The 16481-nt window shown below is 68.3% G+C and carries 16 protein-coding genes and 2 pseudogenes; 6 read left to right on the forward strand and 12 right to left on the reverse strand.

The window, feature by feature from the left end; translation table 11 throughout:
- Positions 1–266: 266 nt before the first annotated feature.
- Positions 267–1058 carry an IS5 family transposase gene (locus JF597_RS03750; RefSeq protein ID WP_293988673.1) on the forward strand — a complete coding sequence of 264 codons (792 nt, stop codon included), beginning with the start codon at positions 267–269 and terminating at the stop codon, positions 1056–1058.
- Here the strand turns inward: JF597_RS03750 and JF597_RS03755 are convergent.
- Both JF597_RS03755 and JF597_RS03760 read right to left on the reverse strand, forming a co-directional pair.
- Entirely contained in the window at positions 1015–1551 is a 537-nt protein-coding gene (locus tag JF597_RS03755; protein ID WP_293988676.1) for a hypothetical protein, read from the reverse strand. The genes JF597_RS03750 and JF597_RS03755 overlap by 44 nt on opposite strands.
- 511 nt (positions 1552–2062) lie before the next feature.
- Positions 2063–2200, reverse strand: a pseudogene (locus JF597_RS03760) (transposase); the annotation flags it as partial.
- 85 nt (positions 2201–2285) lie between these two features.
- Between JF597_RS03760 and JF597_RS03765 the strand changes: the two are divergent.
- The 4 genes from JF597_RS03765 to JF597_RS03780 all read left to right on the forward strand — a co-directional run bounded on the left by JF597_RS03765 (position 2286) and on the right by JF597_RS03780 (position 4820).
- Positions 2286–2939, forward strand: a complete 654-nt coding sequence (locus tag JF597_RS03765) for a hypothetical protein (protein WP_293988679.1) — start codon at positions 2286–2288, stop codon at positions 2937–2939.
- Positions 2940–2963: 24 nt separating this feature from the next.
- Positions 2964–3209, forward strand: coding sequence for a matrixin family metalloprotease (locus JF597_RS03770; RefSeq protein WP_293988711.1), 246 nt, complete (start codon positions 2964–2966; stop codon positions 3207–3209).
- A 33-nt stretch (positions 3210–3242) separates the two neighbouring features.
- Positions 3243–3653 carry a DUF6281 family protein gene (locus tag JF597_RS03775; protein ID WP_293988682.1) on the forward strand — a complete coding sequence of 137 codons (411 nt, stop codon included), beginning with the start codon at positions 3243–3245 and terminating at the stop codon, positions 3651–3653.
- 627 nt (positions 3654–4280) lie between these two features.
- Positions 4281–4820, forward strand: a complete 540-nt coding sequence (locus tag JF597_RS03780; RefSeq protein ID WP_293988685.1) for a manganese efflux pump — start codon at positions 4281–4283, stop codon at positions 4818–4820.
- Here the strand turns inward: JF597_RS03780 and pqqE are convergent.
- From pqqE to JF597_RS03825, 9 genes are all read right to left on the reverse strand, one after another.
- Positions 4780–5907, reverse strand: coding sequence for a pyrroloquinoline quinone biosynthesis protein PqqE (gene pqqE, locus JF597_RS03785; RefSeq protein WP_293988687.1), 1128 nt, complete (start codon positions 5905–5907; stop codon positions 4780–4782). The two genes, JF597_RS03780 and pqqE, sit on opposite strands and share 41 nt — an antisense overlap.
- Entirely contained in the window at positions 5900–6169 is a 270-nt protein-coding gene (gene pqqD / locus JF597_RS03790) for a pyrroloquinoline quinone biosynthesis peptide chaperone PqqD (protein ID WP_293988689.1), read from the reverse strand. Before pqqD ends, pqqE begins: the two co-directional genes overlap by 8 nt.
- A 59-nt stretch (positions 6170–6228) precedes the next feature.
- Positions 6229–6927 carry a pyrroloquinoline-quinone synthase PqqC gene (gene pqqC / locus JF597_RS03795; protein WP_293988691.1) on the reverse strand — a complete coding sequence of 233 codons (699 nt, stop codon included), beginning with the start codon at positions 6925–6927 and terminating at the stop codon, positions 6229–6231.
- A gap of 4 nt (positions 6928–6931) precedes the next feature.
- Positions 6932–7837 (reverse strand): pyrroloquinoline quinone biosynthesis protein PqqB, encoded by a 906-nt coding sequence (gene pqqB, locus JF597_RS03800; RefSeq protein WP_293988693.1) that lies wholly within the window; start codon positions 7835–7837, stop codon positions 6932–6934.
- A gap of 108 nt (positions 7838–7945) precedes the next feature.
- Entirely contained in the window at positions 7946–8050 is a 105-nt protein-coding gene (gene pqqA, locus JF597_RS03805; RefSeq protein ID WP_293988696.1) for a pyrroloquinoline quinone precursor peptide PqqA, read from the reverse strand.
- Positions 8051–8096: 46 nt separating this feature from the next.
- On the reverse strand, positions 8097–9797 hold the full coding sequence (locus JF597_RS03810; protein WP_293988699.1) for a PQQ-dependent dehydrogenase, methanol/ethanol family: 1701 nt from the start codon (positions 9795–9797) through the stop codon (positions 8097–8099).
- A 22-nt stretch (positions 9798–9819) separates the two neighbouring features.
- On the reverse strand, positions 9820–10281 hold the full coding sequence (locus tag JF597_RS03815; RefSeq protein ID WP_293988702.1) for an MSMEG_3727 family PQQ-associated protein: 462 nt from the start codon (positions 10279–10281) through the stop codon (positions 9820–9822).
- A gap of 199 nt (positions 10282–10480) precedes the next feature.
- Positions 10481–12736, reverse strand: a complete 2256-nt coding sequence (gene katG / locus JF597_RS03820; protein ID WP_293988714.1) for a catalase/peroxidase HPI — start codon at positions 12734–12736, stop codon at positions 10481–10483.
- Positions 12737–12807: 71 nt separating this feature from the next.
- Positions 12808–14202 (reverse strand): DNA-binding protein, encoded by a 1395-nt coding sequence (locus JF597_RS03825; protein WP_293988705.1) that lies wholly within the window; start codon positions 14200–14202, stop codon positions 12808–12810.
- Positions 14203–14872: 670 nt separating this feature from the next.
- Here JF597_RS03825 and JF597_RS03830 point away from each other — a divergent pair.
- The gene (locus JF597_RS03830; RefSeq protein WP_293988708.1) at positions 14873–15760 is read left to right on the forward strand and encodes a hypothetical protein; all 888 of its coding nucleotides are present in this window, start codon (positions 14873–14875) and stop codon (positions 15758–15760) included.
- A gap of 335 nt (positions 15761–16095) precedes the next feature.
- On the opposite strand, the pseudogene JF597_RS03835 reads toward JF597_RS03830, so the two are convergent.
- Positions 16096–16350: pseudogene (locus tag JF597_RS03835) on the reverse strand (sigma factor-like helix-turn-helix DNA-binding protein); the annotation flags it as partial.
- Between the last annotated feature and the right edge of the window lie 131 nt (positions 16351–16481).

The raw sequence follows: 16481 nt of genomic DNA on the forward strand, positions 1-16481 counted from the left end.
AGAAGCTGTTGTCTTTTCGATCTTGGGAGATGCACGTCGAACGGAAGTCCCGATCGGGTGGTCGCGGGCGCTGGACGCATACGAACAGGGCCTCCTGAACAGCTCGTTGGTGTCGAATCACCGAGCAGCAGGAGGCCCTGGTGCAGCAGTCTTGCGTGCCGATGGCCGGGCAGTCCAGCGCGGTCACCTGGGAGTGTGACTGTCTGGCTCATCGGTTCGGAAACGCCGCTGACAACGGGACGCGGCAGCCGCACTACCCGACGGACATGACGGACTGGGAGTGGGCTGTGGTCCGCCCGCTGCTGCCGGTGCCGGGCTGGATGCGCGGCCGGGGCGGCCGGCCGGAGGGGTACTGCCACCGGGCGATACTCGATGCGATCCGGCATCTCGTGGGCAACGGGATCAAGTGGCGGGCGATGCCCGCCGACTTCCCGCCGTGGGACCGGGTATACGCATTCTTCCGCCGCTGGCGCGACAACGCCCTGGTCAAGGAGTTCCACGACCGGTTGCGCGGCCGGGTGCGCGAGGAGTTGGGGCGGGACGCACAGCCGACGGCCGCAGTGATCGACTCGCAGTCCGTCAAGGCGGACGCCGTCGTCGGCGCGGACAGCCGGGGCTTCGACGGCGGCAAGCTGGTCGACGGCCGCAAGCGGCACGTCGTGGTCGACCCCCTCGGCCTGCTGCTGGGCGTGATGGTCACCGCCGCGGATGTCGGCGACCGCACCGCCGCCCGGGTCCTGCTTGAGCAGGTGGCAGAGGCACACCATCGCCTGGCCCTCGTCTGGGCCGACGGCGGCTACACCGGCAGCCTCGTCGAGTACTGCCTGGCCACGTTCGCCCTGGTCCTGACAATCGTCAGACGCAGCGACGACAAGCGCGGCTTCGTGGTGGTCCCCAAGCGGTGGATCGTCGAGCGCCTCTTCGCCCACCTGATGCGAAGCCGCCGCCTGGTGCGCGACTTCGAGCGGCGCACCACCAGCGCCGAGGCGATGGTCTACTGGTCGGTGATCGCTCTCATGTCCCGCCGCCTGGCCCGGTCACGCCTGCCGCGAGGGTGAACCGGCCCGGCTGCTGCTCGGCCAGCCAGCCGCGGGCCACCAGGCGTTTCGCCTTCGACCGCAGTGCCTCCACCCGCGCCGGCACCACGTCCATGCCGAACAAGGCGGCCATCTCCTGGCAGGTCAGCGGCCCTTGACGGAGCCGAGCCCGGTCCGCGAGCGCCGTCAGGATGCGCTGGTAGTCCACCGACAGCACCGACCAGGCCAGCCCCTGCCGCCACACCGGCACCTGCGACTTCGGCTTCGCCCCGTCCCGGAGCGCCGACTGCACCTCCGCATCCTGCGGGTCCTCGGTGACCTCTGCCTCGGCGGGGGCGCCGTCGTCCGGAGCCAGCACCGAATCGACCCGTCTGCGGGCGATCGTCCACTCCCGCCACTCCAGCTCGGCCGCAGCAAGCTCGGCCTGGATGCGGTCGGTCTCCTCTTGCAGCCCGTCGACTCGACGCCGAGCGACGAGTTCGTGCTGGTCCAGCAGTCCAACAACCGACGGCATCCGCGACCTCCCTGGGAACGACGACCCGACAGGCCACCACTCCCACGAACCAACACTCCTATCCTCGACCAGCGGAAACGCGTCGATCACGTCCGGAAAGACAACAGCTTCTGAGAGCGTGACACCTCCACCGATCCCCGAGCGCTTCAACCGCGTTCCCGCACCAGGTCCGGCGGTAGATCTGACCCTGTCGGTAAATGCGACAAGGGGCCTACCCGGTAGGGAGTTGATGGGAGGCTGGCGCTTTCCGGGAGGAGCCTGTGCATCCGGACGCGTGATGCTCCGGTCCGCCCTCCGGCCGCCCCGGACCGCATGACGAGTCGACCGCTGATGAGGAGCTGCGAGCTCACGGGTATCGCTGAGTAGGTCCATGCCGGCAGGTCGGCCGGATGCGCAGAGTACGCCGAACGACCGGAGGAGCCTCATGGCCCGGCACTGGGCGGGTGCCGGCATCGGCAAGGCCCGCTACCACACCGTCGTCCAGGACGCCGAGGGCGAGGTCCCTCACAACGATGTCGTCTTGCCGCAACCACTTCGACAACGTGACGGGATGGATGCCGAGCTCCACCGCCGTCTGTTTGGCCTGCTTGCCGGCGCGGATCAGCGCGATGGCGCGCGCCCGGAACTCCGGAGGATAGGGACGAGGCATGGCTGTCCGCCTTCCGTGAAGGGCTGTCAGTTAGCCACCAGAACTGGAACCTCAGAGGTGGGGCAGGTCAAGATGTCACCCGATCGTGCGGCAGACCCTTGTCACCTACGACAGCACCGGCGTGACGGTCCCCGAACCCGGCACGGCGGTAAGCGTCGACGCGATGTCCACAGACGGTACGAGCCACGGTTTCACCATGGAAGTCACCGCCGATGGCACCGTCTCCTACGACCTGAACAGCGCCAGCGTGGAATTCGACGCTACAGGATCCGACAAGGCCGACGTTCTGACGAACCCTGCCAAAACAGCTGGCGACCTGTCAGCGGAGTCGGACAGTGTGGACGCCGACGCTTCCGACGCCGGCACAGCTGCCGAGGTGGCGGATGTGGACGCCGCAAGCTCTCCCGGTGCCTGCAGTGACGGTACGTACGCGACGAAAGACCAGAAGGAGTACGGCACTCATAACTGGTACATCGGCGACGGTGGCCTCCCCGCAGGACTGTCCAAGAATGACGCGCTGTGGTCCTTCTATGAGGCCCTGGACAACATCACCGAGTGCAATAACAACTGCGGCTACAGCGACCAAGTCGGCGCGCACCAGGCCAACTTCCTCGACTGCACGAGCTACGAGGCCGACGTCAACAACCGCAACCAGTGCACCTCCCGGGACGGGCTGAGCACCTGGGACGCGGGCGACCTCAAGAGCGAAACCGCCGCCATCACCTGCTCGTGGACGTGACCCACTCCCGGCGTCAAGAACGACCTGCGCGAAGCCGACGTCCGCTTCGACACGGCGGACCACGACTTCACGAACAAGCCGACCGCCAGCTGCTCGAACAAATACGACGTCCGCAGCGTCGGTACTCATGAGGCCGGACATGTCTTCGGACTGAAGGACATCTACGGGGCCCACGACAACCTCACCATGTGCGGCAGCTCGATCTTGTACTCGACAAGGGCCAGGACGCTCGCCAAGGGTGACGTGCTCGGCCTCCGCAACATCTACTGAGCCGGAGCATCCGCTCCAGGAGGAGGCGCGTCGATGAAAGCCGCACTCACGGCCGGCAGGACCCGATCGGTATGGGCGCTGCTGGCGACGGTCACGGCCACGATGTCCGTCGCCTGCACGTCATCGGGCAGCGCTGGCGGAGAGTCCGCGTCGTCCTGCGCGTACCGGGTCCAGTACGGGAACCGGACGTACTCGGGAGCGGAGGCCAAGGGCTTCACGCTCGGGGACAAACTCCGTGCCGCCACGCTTCCGCCCTGCGACGACACACCGAACAACGCCAGCGGCGGTCAAACGACATCGACCTCGACCACCGCCTACGAGATCAAAGGAGTGGATCCCAGCATCGCCATCGCTGTGGAGCAGCCATCCGACGACGTCATCTTCGTCAACGTCGACTCCGACAAGAAGCTGCCTGAGATCAAGAAGCTGATCCACGGTTCCTGATAACGAGCGCGGGGCGCCACCACAGAAAGGGCGCCCCGCACTCGTCCCGAATCCGTCCTCCGTGCCCGGAGAGACGACGTTCAGCTCACGCTGTCGATCTTGAGACTGAAAGACTGGCTCGCAGACCCGCCGGCATTCGAGGCCCGGTCTGATGCCTGGGATGACGAGTGGGTCCGGGGCTGTTCAGGCGGCCTTGAGGGCCTTGCCTGGCCGTGGACGGGCCGCGGAGGGGTGGACGGCCGGCCGGGTGAGGCGTCGAGTCATCGGCCAAATCGCTGCGAGGTTGATCATCGCCTCGGAACTCTCCGGGAGCGCTCGTGTTCGCGGACCAGGCGCCGGGCCCGCATCACCCACGCACAAGATCGTTCCACCAGGTCCGCGCCCTGCATCTGACCAGCTCAGGCCGATAATGGAAAAGCCTCAGTGTGGCCCGGATAACACCACCTACGAGATGGCCAAAATGACGCGCGCAGGTTCAATCAGCGAGCCCTCGTGCTAGCGGGAAAATCTTCCAGAAAGCGGCTTTCTGGGTTTATTCCGGGAACCATCTGAGATAGTATGTAGAATTATGGATCCAAGCCGAGGCAGAGTCGTTTTCGCCGACGCCGGTCGCCATCGGGCATCGCCATGATCTGGGAAATACTGGTCCTGGGTTTTGTACTCAGTCTCGACAATTTCCGGGTATCGATCGCGCTCGGCACGGTCCCATTCGGTTTGAAGCGCGCGGTGCAGGTGGCGCTGACCTTCGGGCTGATGGACGCGATTACGCCCCTGGTCGGGCTGTTGATCGGTCACCAGATCGGGGAGTCCGTCGGGGACGTCGCCGATGTGGGGGGCGCCACCGCGCTCGGCGGGTATGGTCTCTACCTGGTCATCTCGGCCCTTCGGAACCCCGAGCCGGACGAGTTGAACCACCCGTGGGCGTTGTTCGGCATCCCGTTGACGCTGAGCCTGGACAACTTGTTCGCCGGGGCGAGCCTGGGGGCCCTTGGGCTCTCCCCGTGGTTCTCGGCCGCCGTCTTCGGTGTCATGACGGCGGCGTTGTCGCTGGTCGGGCTGCAGCTCGGACGTGTTGCGGCGCGTCTCATCCGGATCCGCTCGGACCTGCTGAGCGGGGTCACCTTGATCATCGCCGCTGCGGCGCTGCCGTTGTGGTCCGGTGGCTGAGCCGACCGGGTCGGTGCGCGCGGGGGACCAGCAAAAGATCGTCGTCCCGCGAGTCGGCGTTGGCGGCCTCGACGGCCTGGGCGACCAGGTCGTGGTCGGGCGACAGGTAGCAGACCGGGTCGGTGCGGGCGGCGTCGCCGGTGAGCAGGAACGCCTGGCAGCGGCACCCGCCGAAGTCCACCTCTCGCCGGAAGCAGCTCCGGCAGGGCTCCGGCATCCAGTCGGTCCCCCGGAACGCGGTCATCACCGGGGACTCGGCCCAGATCCACCGCAGCGAGTCCTCCCGCACGCTGGCCCGCGGCAACGGCAGGGACTGGGCGGCCGGGCAGGGCAGAACGTCGCCGTTCGGCGTCACGGTCAGTTGTCGGGAGGCCCAGCCGCCCATGCAGGGCTTCGGGTAGCGGCTGTAGTAGTCGGGGATGACGTAGATGACGTCCATGCGATCCCGCAGCCGCTCGCGGGCGGCCCGCACGACGGTCTCGGCCGCCTCGAGCTGGGCCCGGCTCGGCAGCAGCGCGTCACGGTTTCGCCAGGCCCAGCCGTAGTACTGGGTGTTGGCCAGCTCCAGCCGGTCGGCGCCCACCTCCTCGGCCAGCCCGATCACCTCGGCGACGCGGTCGATGTTGTGCCGGTGCAGCACCACGTTCATGGTGAGCGGCCAGCCCAGCTCCTTGACCACGCCCATCGCCTCGATCTTGCGCTGGAAGGACGGGGTCCCCGCGATCCGGTCGGACACGGTCGGTTCGTCGGCCTGGATGCTGATCTGCACGTGGTCCAGGCCGGCGGCCCGCAACTGCTCGGCCCTCGGAGGCGAGAGCCCGAGGGCGCTGGTGATCAGATTGGTGTAGAGGCCCAGGTCGTGGGCGTCCGCCACGATCTCCGCCAGATCGCGCCGCAGCAGCGGTTCCCCACCGGACAGATGACACTGCAGAACCCCGAGGTCGCACGCCTGGGCGAGCACCCGCCGCCACTCGTCGGTGGCCAGCTCGTCCTGGTAGCCGGCCATGTTCAACGGGTTGGAGCAATACGGGCAGGCCAGCGGGCAGCGGTAGGTGAGCTCGGCGAGCAGGCCGTACGGGCTATCCATCGCTGAGCTCCAGCCAGCGCCGGGCGACGAGCCGGTCCAAGAACTGCCGCACCTCGTCCTCGGGGACGGTCTGGTAGCGGGCGCCGAGCTCGGTCACGATCTCGGCCACGGTGTGCCGCCCGTCGCACAGCTCGAGGACGGCCGCGCCGCTGCCGTTCAGCACCACCACCGTCTCGGGGTGCAGCAGGACCTTGCGCTGCCTGGTCCGGCAGAAGGTCAGCCGGACATGGCGCGCAAGCCTGGGCCGGTCCGAGCCGGACACGCCGGGTCGGGTCCTGGTTCTGGTCGGGGTCGTTCCGGTATGGGTCGCGTGCATGGTGGTCACTCCGGGTAGGCCTGGTCGATGGCGTCCATCAGGCTCCACAGGACGTCGCACTTGAACGACAGCGCGTCGACGGCGCGCGCCTGGGACTCGGCGGAGAGGCAGTGCGCGGTGACCACCTCCAAGGCGTGCTCGCAGTCACGTGGAGCCTGCTCCAGGCGGGCACGGAAGTAGACAAGGCCCTCGGGGTCGATCCACGGGTACCACCGCTCGAACGCGGCCAGCCGCGCGGCCATCAGGTCGGGCGCGAACAGCTCGGTGAGCGAGGACGCCACCGCCTCCACCCACGGCCGGGTCCGGGCGAAATTCACGTAGGCGTCGACGGCGAACCGCACCCCGGGTACCAGGTGCCGGTGGTCCTTCACCTCCTCGCGGGTCAGCCCGGCGGCCTCGCCCAGGCGCAGCCACGCCTCGATGCCGCCCTCGCCGCCGGCGTTGCCGTCGTGGTCGATGATCCGTCGGATCCAGCGGCGGCGGACCTCGAGGTCGGGGCAGTTGGAAAGGATCGCGGCGTCCTTGCGGGGGATGTTCTCCTGGTAGTAGAAGCGATTGGCCACCCAGCCCCGGATCTGCCGGCGGCTGAGCCGGCCCGCGTTCATCCGGACGTGGAACGGGTGCTGGTCGTGGTAGCGCCGCGAGTGGGCCCGCAAGATCTCGACGAAGCCGTCGGCGCCGGTTGTGGTGGTCGTTGTCATCACGGCTCTAAACCTGGACCTCGAGGCCGTCCATGGCCACTTCCATGCCGCTCTCCTCCACGGTACGCCGCTCGGGCGCGCCCTCCAGGAGGACCGGGTTGGTGTTGTTCATGTGTACGAAGATCGTCCGCCCCACACCCAGCGACGGGAGCTGCGCCAGGCTGCCGTCCGGGCCGTCGATGGGCAGGTGGCCCATGTCCCGGGACGTCTTGCCGGCCAGGCCGAGCCGTACCAGCTCGTCGTCACGCCAGCAGGTCCCGTCGATCAGCAAGCAATCGCAGCCCTCGATCTCCCCGTGCAGCGCCGGTGTCAGCGATTGCACGCCTGGCAGGTACACCAGAGTCCCGCCGCTGCGCTCGTCGGCCAGCCGATAGCCCACGACGCGGCCGTGGTCCATCCCGGTTGCGAACCGGTCGCGTTTGACGGTGGGCACGTCGAAAGCCCGGCAGGACAGACCCTCCGCCAGGGCGAGGTCGGCGTCGGGGATCACCGCATGCCACTCGACCGGGCAGTAGCGCTCGAGCGTACGCAGGATCCCCGAGCCGTCGAACAGGGTCTTGCGCACCGCCTGTGTGGCGTACAGCCGCAGGGCGCGGGCCTCGCGCAACAGCAGCAGGCCCAGCGTGTGGTCCAGCTCGGCGTCGGTGAGCAGCACTGCCTCCAACGGTGTCGTCCGGTCGTCGCGCGGGTGCAGGCCTGGGAAGACCTCGATCTGGGCGCGTACGTCGGGCGAGGCGTTGATGAGGAACCACCGTCGTCGGTCGGCACTGACCGCGACCGACGACTGGGTGCGCGCGAGGCCGGCCCCGGAGCGGACCGCGGCGCACACCGGGCAGCCGCAGTTCCACTGCGGGGAGCCACCCCCCGCCGCCGAGCCCAGCACTCGCAGCAACACGCTGGCACTTCCGTTCATCGAGGATCCGGGTCCGTGAGGATCCAGGTCCGTCGTCGGCGCGGCCGTCCGTGGCCGTCTCGAACCTTCGGAGGGCGCCGGACCAGGTCCGGCGCCCTCCCACCTCCGCTAGTCCTCCAGGTCCTCCAACTGAGCGAGGTACATGGTCACCTCGGCCGCGACTGCGATCTCGTCGAACTCGGGTGTCTCCCACACAGCGAGCTGAGTCTCCATGGAGTCACCTCCTCTCTGGCGGATGCGGCAGGCTCCGGTCAGCGCGCTATGACGGTTCCGGGAGAGCGAAGACGAGCAGGGCGCTTCCGTGCCCCGCGCCGAGCATGCCGGGGAGGAACCCCTCGGCCCAGCCACCCCAGCCGACCGGTACGGCGACGTACTGCCTGCCGTCGACCATGTAGGTGCTCGGGCTGCTGTGGTGGCCGCTTCCGCACTGGAACTGCCACAGCTGCTCCCCGGTGCGGGCGTCGAGCGCGTTGAACTCCCCGGAGGGCTCACCGGCGAACACCAGGTCACCGCCGGTGGCCAGCACCGAGGCGCACATCGGGAGTTCGTTGCGCCAGCGCCACTTCTCCTCGCCGGCGGCGTCGAAGGCGCTGATGGACCCCGCCATGTCCTCGATGTCCACCTGAACGCCCGCACCCCAGTACGGGATGCTCTCCTTGAACTCCCGGCGTCGCCGGGTGGCCGTGGCGCCGGTGTCCTGGACCGGGACGTAGAAGAGCCCGGTCTTCGGGCTGTAGGCCGCATGGGTCCATTCCTTGGCGCCGGCCGGACCCGGGTAGAAGTGGACCGGTTCTCCCTCCTTGTCCGGGTACATCTTCGCCGTCACCTTGCCGTCCCTCGTGATCGCTCCCCATGTGATGCGGTCCACGAAGGGGGTGATCCCGACCCTTTCGCCGTTCGTGCGGTCGAGGACGAAGAAGTAGCCGTTCTTGTCGAAGTGCGCGAGCAGTTTGCGCCCGTCCTGCTCGAACAGGATGCACTCGGCGATGCTGTCGTAGTCCCACACGTCGTGCGGGGTGCACTGGTAGTGCCAGCGGATCTGACCGCTGTCGACGTCGACGGCGATGACGCAGTCGGTGAAGAGGTTGTCGCCCTCGCGTACCTCTCCGTCGAAGTCGGGTGCCGGGTTGCCGGTGCCGACGTACAGCAGGTTCGTCTCCGGGTCGAAGGTGCCGGTGACCCAGCAGTTCGCCCCGCCGCGTGCCCAGGCCTCGCCTTCGGCGGGCCAGGTCTCCGATCCCGGCTCCCCGGGCTTCGGCACCGTGTAGCAGCGCCACTGGTGCTCGCCGGTCTCGAGGTCGAACGCGTCGAGGTGGCCGCGTACGCCGAACTCGCCGCCGGAACTCCCGACGATGACCATGTTCTTCACGATCAGCGGGGCGAGTGTGGCGCTCTCCCCGGCCCGGACGTCACCGTAGGTCTTGTCCCAGACCCGATGGCCGGTGGTGGCGTCGAGTGCGAGCACACGGGCATTCGCCGTGACGAAGAAGACCTTCCCCTGAGCCACGGCGACCCCTCGGTTCACGTTCCCGCAGCACAAGGAGACGTCGAAGGGGACCGCATGCTTGTACCGCCAGATCTCCACACCCGTCTTCGCGTCAAGGGCCCAGACCCAGCCGTCCCAGCCGGAGAGGAACATGACCCCGTCGACGACGATCGGGGTGGCCTCGAACGAGTAGGTCGACGCGCCCGCGATCAGGCCGGTCGTGCCGGCCTGGAAGACCCATGCCGGGACCATGCGCTTGACGTTCTCCGTGTTGATCTGATCCAGGGGGCTGTACCGCTGCCCGTTGTAGGCGCCGTAGTAGGTGAGCCAGTTCTGGGGTTCCTCGCGGGCATTGAGGATGCGTTCGTAGGTGACTCCGGCCACTACCGGCGGCGCGACATCCCCGCCCGCGGTCTTGCCGGTCAGGCGTCCCTGATCGACAGCAACGCCCGCGTCCACGTAGTCGACGGTCATTTCCTCCACCTCCTGCTTCTTGCTACGGCCGCGGCTGTTCGGGACGGTCGAGGCGAGCCTCCGGCGGAGCGTCTCCCAGGACGACGATGGCGCCGGTCAGCCCTCTGCCCTCGTCATTGCCCGTGGGCGAACTGAACCAGTAGTAGCCCGGCCCGTCGAGGTTGAGGGTCGCGTGTCCGCGCGAGTGGTTCACGAGCCAGATGAACTTCCGGTCGCCGTTGCTCGGCAGGAGCGCGCAGTGCGTGTTCATGTCGTCATTGATGATCTCGAGTTCGATATCGCCTCCATGGGGCATGACCAGAATGTCGGGATCCCAGGTCAGCTCATCCGGGTGGATGCGAATGGTGGCCTCCATGTGGCCATCCGATTTCTCAGTGGCCTGTCCAATGCGTCCGGTTCCCAGCACTTGCCCGAGCGCTGCCTTGTTCTGTGCGTCCAACCCGATCTTGTCCAGCAGGTCGGACCGCTGCTGCGCGGTCGTCATCGGGGCCTCACTCTCCTCATCCCGAATCCCTGTTTTTCGGAAGAAATGTTCTCCGAATCAACTTTGGCATTTCCGCGTCGAATGAATCACGCCGAAAAGGGAGGGAATTTGGTATTCAATAAACACGCTACGCCGGATGAATCACACCGCCAAGCGCGAGCGCCAGTCCGGGCTGCTCATGCCGTTCGTCCGCGACCGGCTACCGTTCGTACCCCGATGTGCCACCGTTGGGAGAAGCCGGACCGCATCGAGCGAGGTCGTACCGGTCGAGGTTCATGACCTTGGCCCACGCGGCAGCGAAGTCCTGCACAAACTTCTCCCGTGCGTCGTCGCTCGCGTAGACCTCAGCGATGGCACGCAGCTCGGAGTTCGAGCCGAAGACGAGGTCGACGCGGCTACCGGTCCACTTGACCTCGCCGGTAGCGCGGTCGCGGCCCTCGAAGGTTTCCGCGGTCGCGGATGTCGGCTTCCATTCCGTGCCCGTGGCGAGCAGATTCACGAAGAAGTCGTTGGTCAGCGACCCGGGCGCCGAGGTGAAGACGCCCAGCGGCGACTGCTGGTAGTTGGCGCCCAGCACCCGCAGGCCGCCCACGAGGACGGTCATCTCGGGCGCGCTCAGGTTCAGCAGGTTCGCTCGGTCCACGAGCAGGTGCTCCGACGGCAGCCGGTTTCCCTTTCCGCGGTAGTTGCGGAACCCGTCCGCGGTCGGCTCGAGCGGGGCGAAGGACTCCGCATCGGTCCACTCCTGCGTGGCGTCCGTGCGTCCCGGGCTGAAGGGGACCTGGACGTCGTGGCCGGCAGTCTCGGCGGCCTGCTCGACGGCTGCGGCTCCGCCAAGCACGATGAGGTCGGCCAGCGAGATCTTCTTGTCCCCGGTCTCGGAGCTGTTGAAGGACTCCTGGATCCCCTCCAGGATGTGCAGCACTTGTGCCAGCGTGTCAGGGTCGTTGACCTCCCAGCCCCGCTGCGGCTCGAGGCGGATGCGCGCGCCGTTCGCCCCGCCCCGCCTGTCGCTGATGCGGAACGTCGAGGCCGACGCCCACGCGGTCGAGACGAGCTGGGAGACGGACAGCCCGGAGGCGAGGACCTGCCTCTTGAGCGCGGCGACGTCAGCCGCCCCGACGAGCTCGTGGTCCACGGCGGGGACCGGGTCCTGCCAGATCAGCGTCTCCCTGGGGACGAGCGGTCCGAGGTAGCGCTGGATCGGGCCCATGTCGAGGTGCGTCAGCTTGAACCACACCCGGGCGAACACATCCGCGAGGTGGTCCGGGTTCTCCAGGAAGCGTCGCGAGATCGACTCGTATACCGGGTCCAACCGCAGCGCGAGGTCCGTCGTCAGAATCGTCGGGGCGTGTGTCGTCGATGGGTCGTGGGCGTCCGGCACGGTGCCGGCCCCGCCGCCGTCGCGGGGGATCCACTGCCACAGACCGGCGGGGCTCAGCTCCAGGTCCCACTCGTACCCGAACAGGGTCTCGAAGAAGCTGTTGTCCCATCTCGTCGGGGTGGGTGTCCACGTACCCTCGAGCCCGCTGGTGATGGCGTCCGTGCCCTTTCCGGTGCCGTAGCTGCTCTTCCAGCCCAAGCCCTGCTCCTCAAGGGTGGCGCCCTCGGGTTCGGGGCCGAGGTGGGCGTCCGGGTCGGCCGCGCCGTGGGTCTTGCCGAATGTGTGGCCGCCCGCGATGAGCGCGACGGTCTCCTCGTCGTTCATCCCCATGCGCCGGAACGTCTCGCGGATCTCCCGGGCGGCGGTGAGCGGGTCCGGGACGGTGTTCGGCCCCTCCGGGTTGACGTAGATGAGGCCCATCTGGACGGCGGCCAGAGGGTTCTCCAGCTCCCGGACGCCACTGTGGCGTTCGTCGCCGAGCCAGGCGCGCTCGGGACCCCAGTAGACGTCCTCGTCGGGCTCCCAGACGTCCTCCCGGCCGCCGGCGAAGCCGAAGGTCGTGAAGCCCATCGTCTCCAGGGCACGGTTGCCCGCGAAGATCATCAGGTCGGCCCAGGAAATCTTACGGCCGAACTTCTTCTTCACCGGCCAGAGCAGCCGGCGCGCCTTGTCGAGGTTGCGATTGTCCGGCCAGCTGTTCAGCGGCGCGAAACGCTGCATGCCGGCGCCCGCGCCACCGCGGCCGTCGTCGATGCGGTATGTACCCGCACTGTGCCACACCATCCGGATCATGAGCGGCCCGTAGTGGCCGAAGTCGGCCGGCCACCACTCCTGCGACGTCGCCAGCACCTCGTCGACGTCCCGCGCCAGGGCGTCGAGGTCGAGCGTCCGGAACTCCGCGGTGTAGTCGAAATCCTCGCCCATGGGGTCGGCCACGGCGGGGTGTTTCCGGAGAATCGCCAGGTTGAGCCGGTTCGGCCACCAGTCGCGGGTGCTCGCGCCGCCCATCGCGTGACTGCGGTGCCCGGCCGAGGCAGAGAGGCCGAGGCCGCCCGCGCCCCGGACGTTCATCTCGCCGACAACGGCGTTCGGACTGTCGCCCACGGGACTCTTCCTTCCGGGAACAGCGGTCGCCAGGCCACTCAGATGTCCAGCGCTCGGCGCACGGCGGGCGCGTTCCGCCGGGAAACCGGCACCATCTCGTTCGCCCGGTCGTCCATGACCAGAGACAGCTCGCCCTTGGGCCCGCGCTCTATCTCCAGGATGCGGCTGAGGTTGACCACGTACCGGCGGTGCACCCGCAGGAAGCCGACATCCGCCAGCTCACCTTCGAGCTTGTCCAGACTCAAAGAGGCGGCTCGCAATCGCCCCTGATCGGTGGAGAGCCACACATCGTTTCCCTGCGATTCGGCGAAGTGGACTTCCGGCAGCCGCAGCAGAACCATCCGGTTGTCGCGCATCGCGACCAGTCGGCGCGGCTGCGCCCGAGGGTGCGCGGCCTCCTCAGCCTGGGGCAACGGCGCCCCGTCGGAGGCACCGAACGAGACCAGGGTCCCGATCACGTGTCCGGACGAGAAGACGGGTCGCATGCTGATCGATGTCGGCTCGTCGGCGAGGTGGGCGAAGATCTGCGTCGAGCCGACCCAGTCAGGATTGTGGGCTGCCTGCCTGGTGGCATACCGGGCGGCTGTGATCAGTTCGGGCAGTCCTGGGTTCCATCGCAGTGTGGGGTCGACCGCCGGGGTGCGAGCCGGGACGCCCAGGAGCACGCTTGCCATGTCGTCGGCGATCACCACCTTGCCCGCGGCGTCCACCGCTGCGAGCGCCGCACTGGAGCGTGCCCTCGCCTGGGTGTAGGTCGCGACCAATTCGGCACCGCTGTCCCGGGCGCGCCTCTTCAGCGGGTACTGGGTCATGGTGGCCGCGTTCGCCAGCCAGCTTTCCGCGGACGCGGGAAGCCGGCTGCGCCAGCAGCAGATATTCAGGACCGCGATCGGTTCTCTGGTCACCACGTCGCGTACCGCGATGCCCGCGCCGACCCAGTTGTGGAGCGTCTGACACCAGTGCTCCGCGCCCCTGATCGGTACCGGGCCGTGCGCCTCGAGCGCCGTGCCCATGCCGTTCGTACCGACCGCGCACTCGGACCAGCAGAACCAGGGCGCCAGATTGGAGTCGCCCGCTCTGGCGAGCGTAGCTTGATCACCCCACTCGGCCAGGATCCGGCCGGTGGCATCGGTGACAGTGACGACGCCACCGAGGTTGCCCACTTCATGTGCCACGGAGGCAGCACGAAAACCCAGCTCAGCGAAAACGACATCGTGCTCGGGCGTATGGCTGGGCTCCGCGACGGCCACCGGAGCCTCGGTGAGGTGAGGATCGACCCGGTATTGCTCTCGGCAGCGATGCCAGGAGATCGCCACCAGGGGCCGGACATCCGGAACCTGATCCTCGCCCTGCACGAACCGTTCCCACGCCGCGAGCACGGTGCCGCCGGCCAGGTTCGCCGCGCCGGGCTCAAGCCGATGTACATCCCTCATGGTTCAGAACCGCCCTTGGTCCATCCCCAACGCCCGACGGCGTGCGGGCTGTCCGCGCCGGTCGCCGCTCGTCGCGGCCGGACCTGTGGCGGACTGGGCCCCGCGTCGCGCGTCGTCCCGCTTCGTCACTCGTTCCAGGCTGTGTCACAGGCCTGCACTCCCCACCCTAGGTACCGTAGTCGGCCTGCGCACGTCCCTCTCCAGGCCGTGTGCGCGAAATGCCACTTCCTGGCCGGCCCTGGGCAGCGACCCGTCACTGAGCCACAAGGGTTGTCGATCTCCATCACCTTCTTCGGATGTGACCATCCGACCGGGCGGAAGCAGGCCATCAAGGCTCGATCGGGATTCAGGATGCATGAGCCGGATGCTAGTGCTGCGACCAGGGGGTATCACTGAGAGGGTCCGAGCGCTCGCTCCCGGTACTCCTGGAATGCCTCCCAGCCTGACGTATGCCCAGGGGTTATCAGGTCCCCATTCGCACAGTCGAGCACTTTGCACCGCAGAGCCTCGGCAAGACGGAAGACGTCCGGCAGCACGTCGCCGCCGGAGCCTCGGATGTGGAGCATGATCGAGTCCACCGGATCTTCCGACCCGATGTTGAGTTCGACGGACCAAGTCGGGCCGGAAAGCTCGCACGGTCCTGGAGCTGCTCGGGGATCTGTCCGCTGTCGTGCAGGCCCTGCCGCCGTCCGCCGCTCTGGTGGAGCTGAAGGGGGCGGTGCGCTATCACGTGGCCGGTGGGCGCTGGCTGGCGGAGGTGGCCCGGTCGCGGTCGGTGGCGCGGCTGGGGGTGGATCTGCAGATCGGGGTCGCGAGCTCCTGGACGGTCGCGGCGACGGCTTCGGCGCAGGCGCCGGCGTCGGGCGGCATCGTGGCGGTGGCCCCGGAGGACACCGTGCAGTGGCTGGGCGCGCTGGAGGTAGAGGCGCTGCACGGGATCGGTCCCCGGCGTGGGGCGGTCCTGCGCAGGTACGGCATCGACACGGTGGCGCGGCTGGCCGCGCTGCCGACGGGGACGGTGCAGCAGATCCTGGGAGCACGTGCCGGGCGGACCGCTTCGGAGCGGGCCCGCGGCTGGGATCCCCGCCCCGTCACCACCGCCGCCCTGCCGGTGTCCGCGAGCGTCCGGGCCCGTTTCGAGCGGGACCTGCTGGACGGGTCACAGGTACGGGCCCGGCTGCTGGTGCTGGTCGTGCGACTCGGCGTCACGCTGCGCGGCCGGAGCCAGGCCGCCCGGGCCCTCACGCTCACCCTGCACTTCGCCGGCGGCGCGCGGTGGGAGAAGAGCCGCCGTCTGCGGGAGCCGTCCGCGCACGAGGACGACCTGCGCACGGCGGTCTTCCAGCTGATGGACGCAGCCGGTCTCCAGCGCGGGCGGCTGAGGGGGATCGTGCTGAAGGGCGACGACGCGGTCGCCGCCGATACCGCGGCCGAGCAGCTCAGCCTCGATCCCCGCCGCGAGGCCAGGCTGGTCGTGGAGGAGGCGGCCGACCGGGTCCGCGCCAAGTTCGGGTCCCACGCGATCGGCCCGGCCGGCGCCGCCCGGCACGCCTCCTGACCGCCGCGAGGAGACGGCGAAGCCTCCGGGGCCAACCGGCCCCGGAGGCTTGTCCCTTGCTCCGCAGACCCGTTCAACGAACGGGGTCTGTCGGCGTCACGCCGCAGCGGCCTTCTTCGCCAGCGCCACGAGCGGGGAGCGCTGGCCTTTCTTGACCGCGCGCAGCTTAGGAACAATTGGACTGTCTCAGAGGGCCTGCCGTCTCAGCCGAGACCAGGGCGTCGAAGCGTTGGCACCGGCCGGACGACCAAATGATCTGTCTCAGCGCGAATTGAGCAGCTTCATCCCTTCGTGGCGGAGCAGAGAGTATTGGTTGACGAAGCCCGTCAACCTGTTCACCGTGTCCGTGCGGAACAGGGATGCGGTGCGTCCGGCGCAGTGATCGTGCCCGTCGGGCTCTCCGTCGGCGGGTTCGCAGTGCCAGCTGCTGGTGAAGCCGAGTCGGGGTCCCGGTGCTGTAGCTCCTGTCGGAGCTGGGCCAGTGCCCGGTGCAGTGTGCTTTTGACCGTGCCGGGCGCCATGCCAAGGGCGGCGGCCGTCTCGTTGGTGGACATCTGCTCCCAGTGGCGCAGCACGACGACAGTGTGGCGTAGCTGACGCGTTTGTTTATTGATCTTGGTTGTGTCCTGGTGTTGCTCAGTTGTATTGAGCGGTAGGTCTGTTCCGTGGGTGGGGTTTATGCGGAGTCGAGTGTCCGGCGCCGGAGGATACGTGGGCTGAA

The organism is Streptomyces sp. (assembly GCF_019510245.1).
GTDB lineage: Bacteria > Actinomycetota > Actinomycetes > Streptomycetales > Streptomycetaceae > Streptomyces.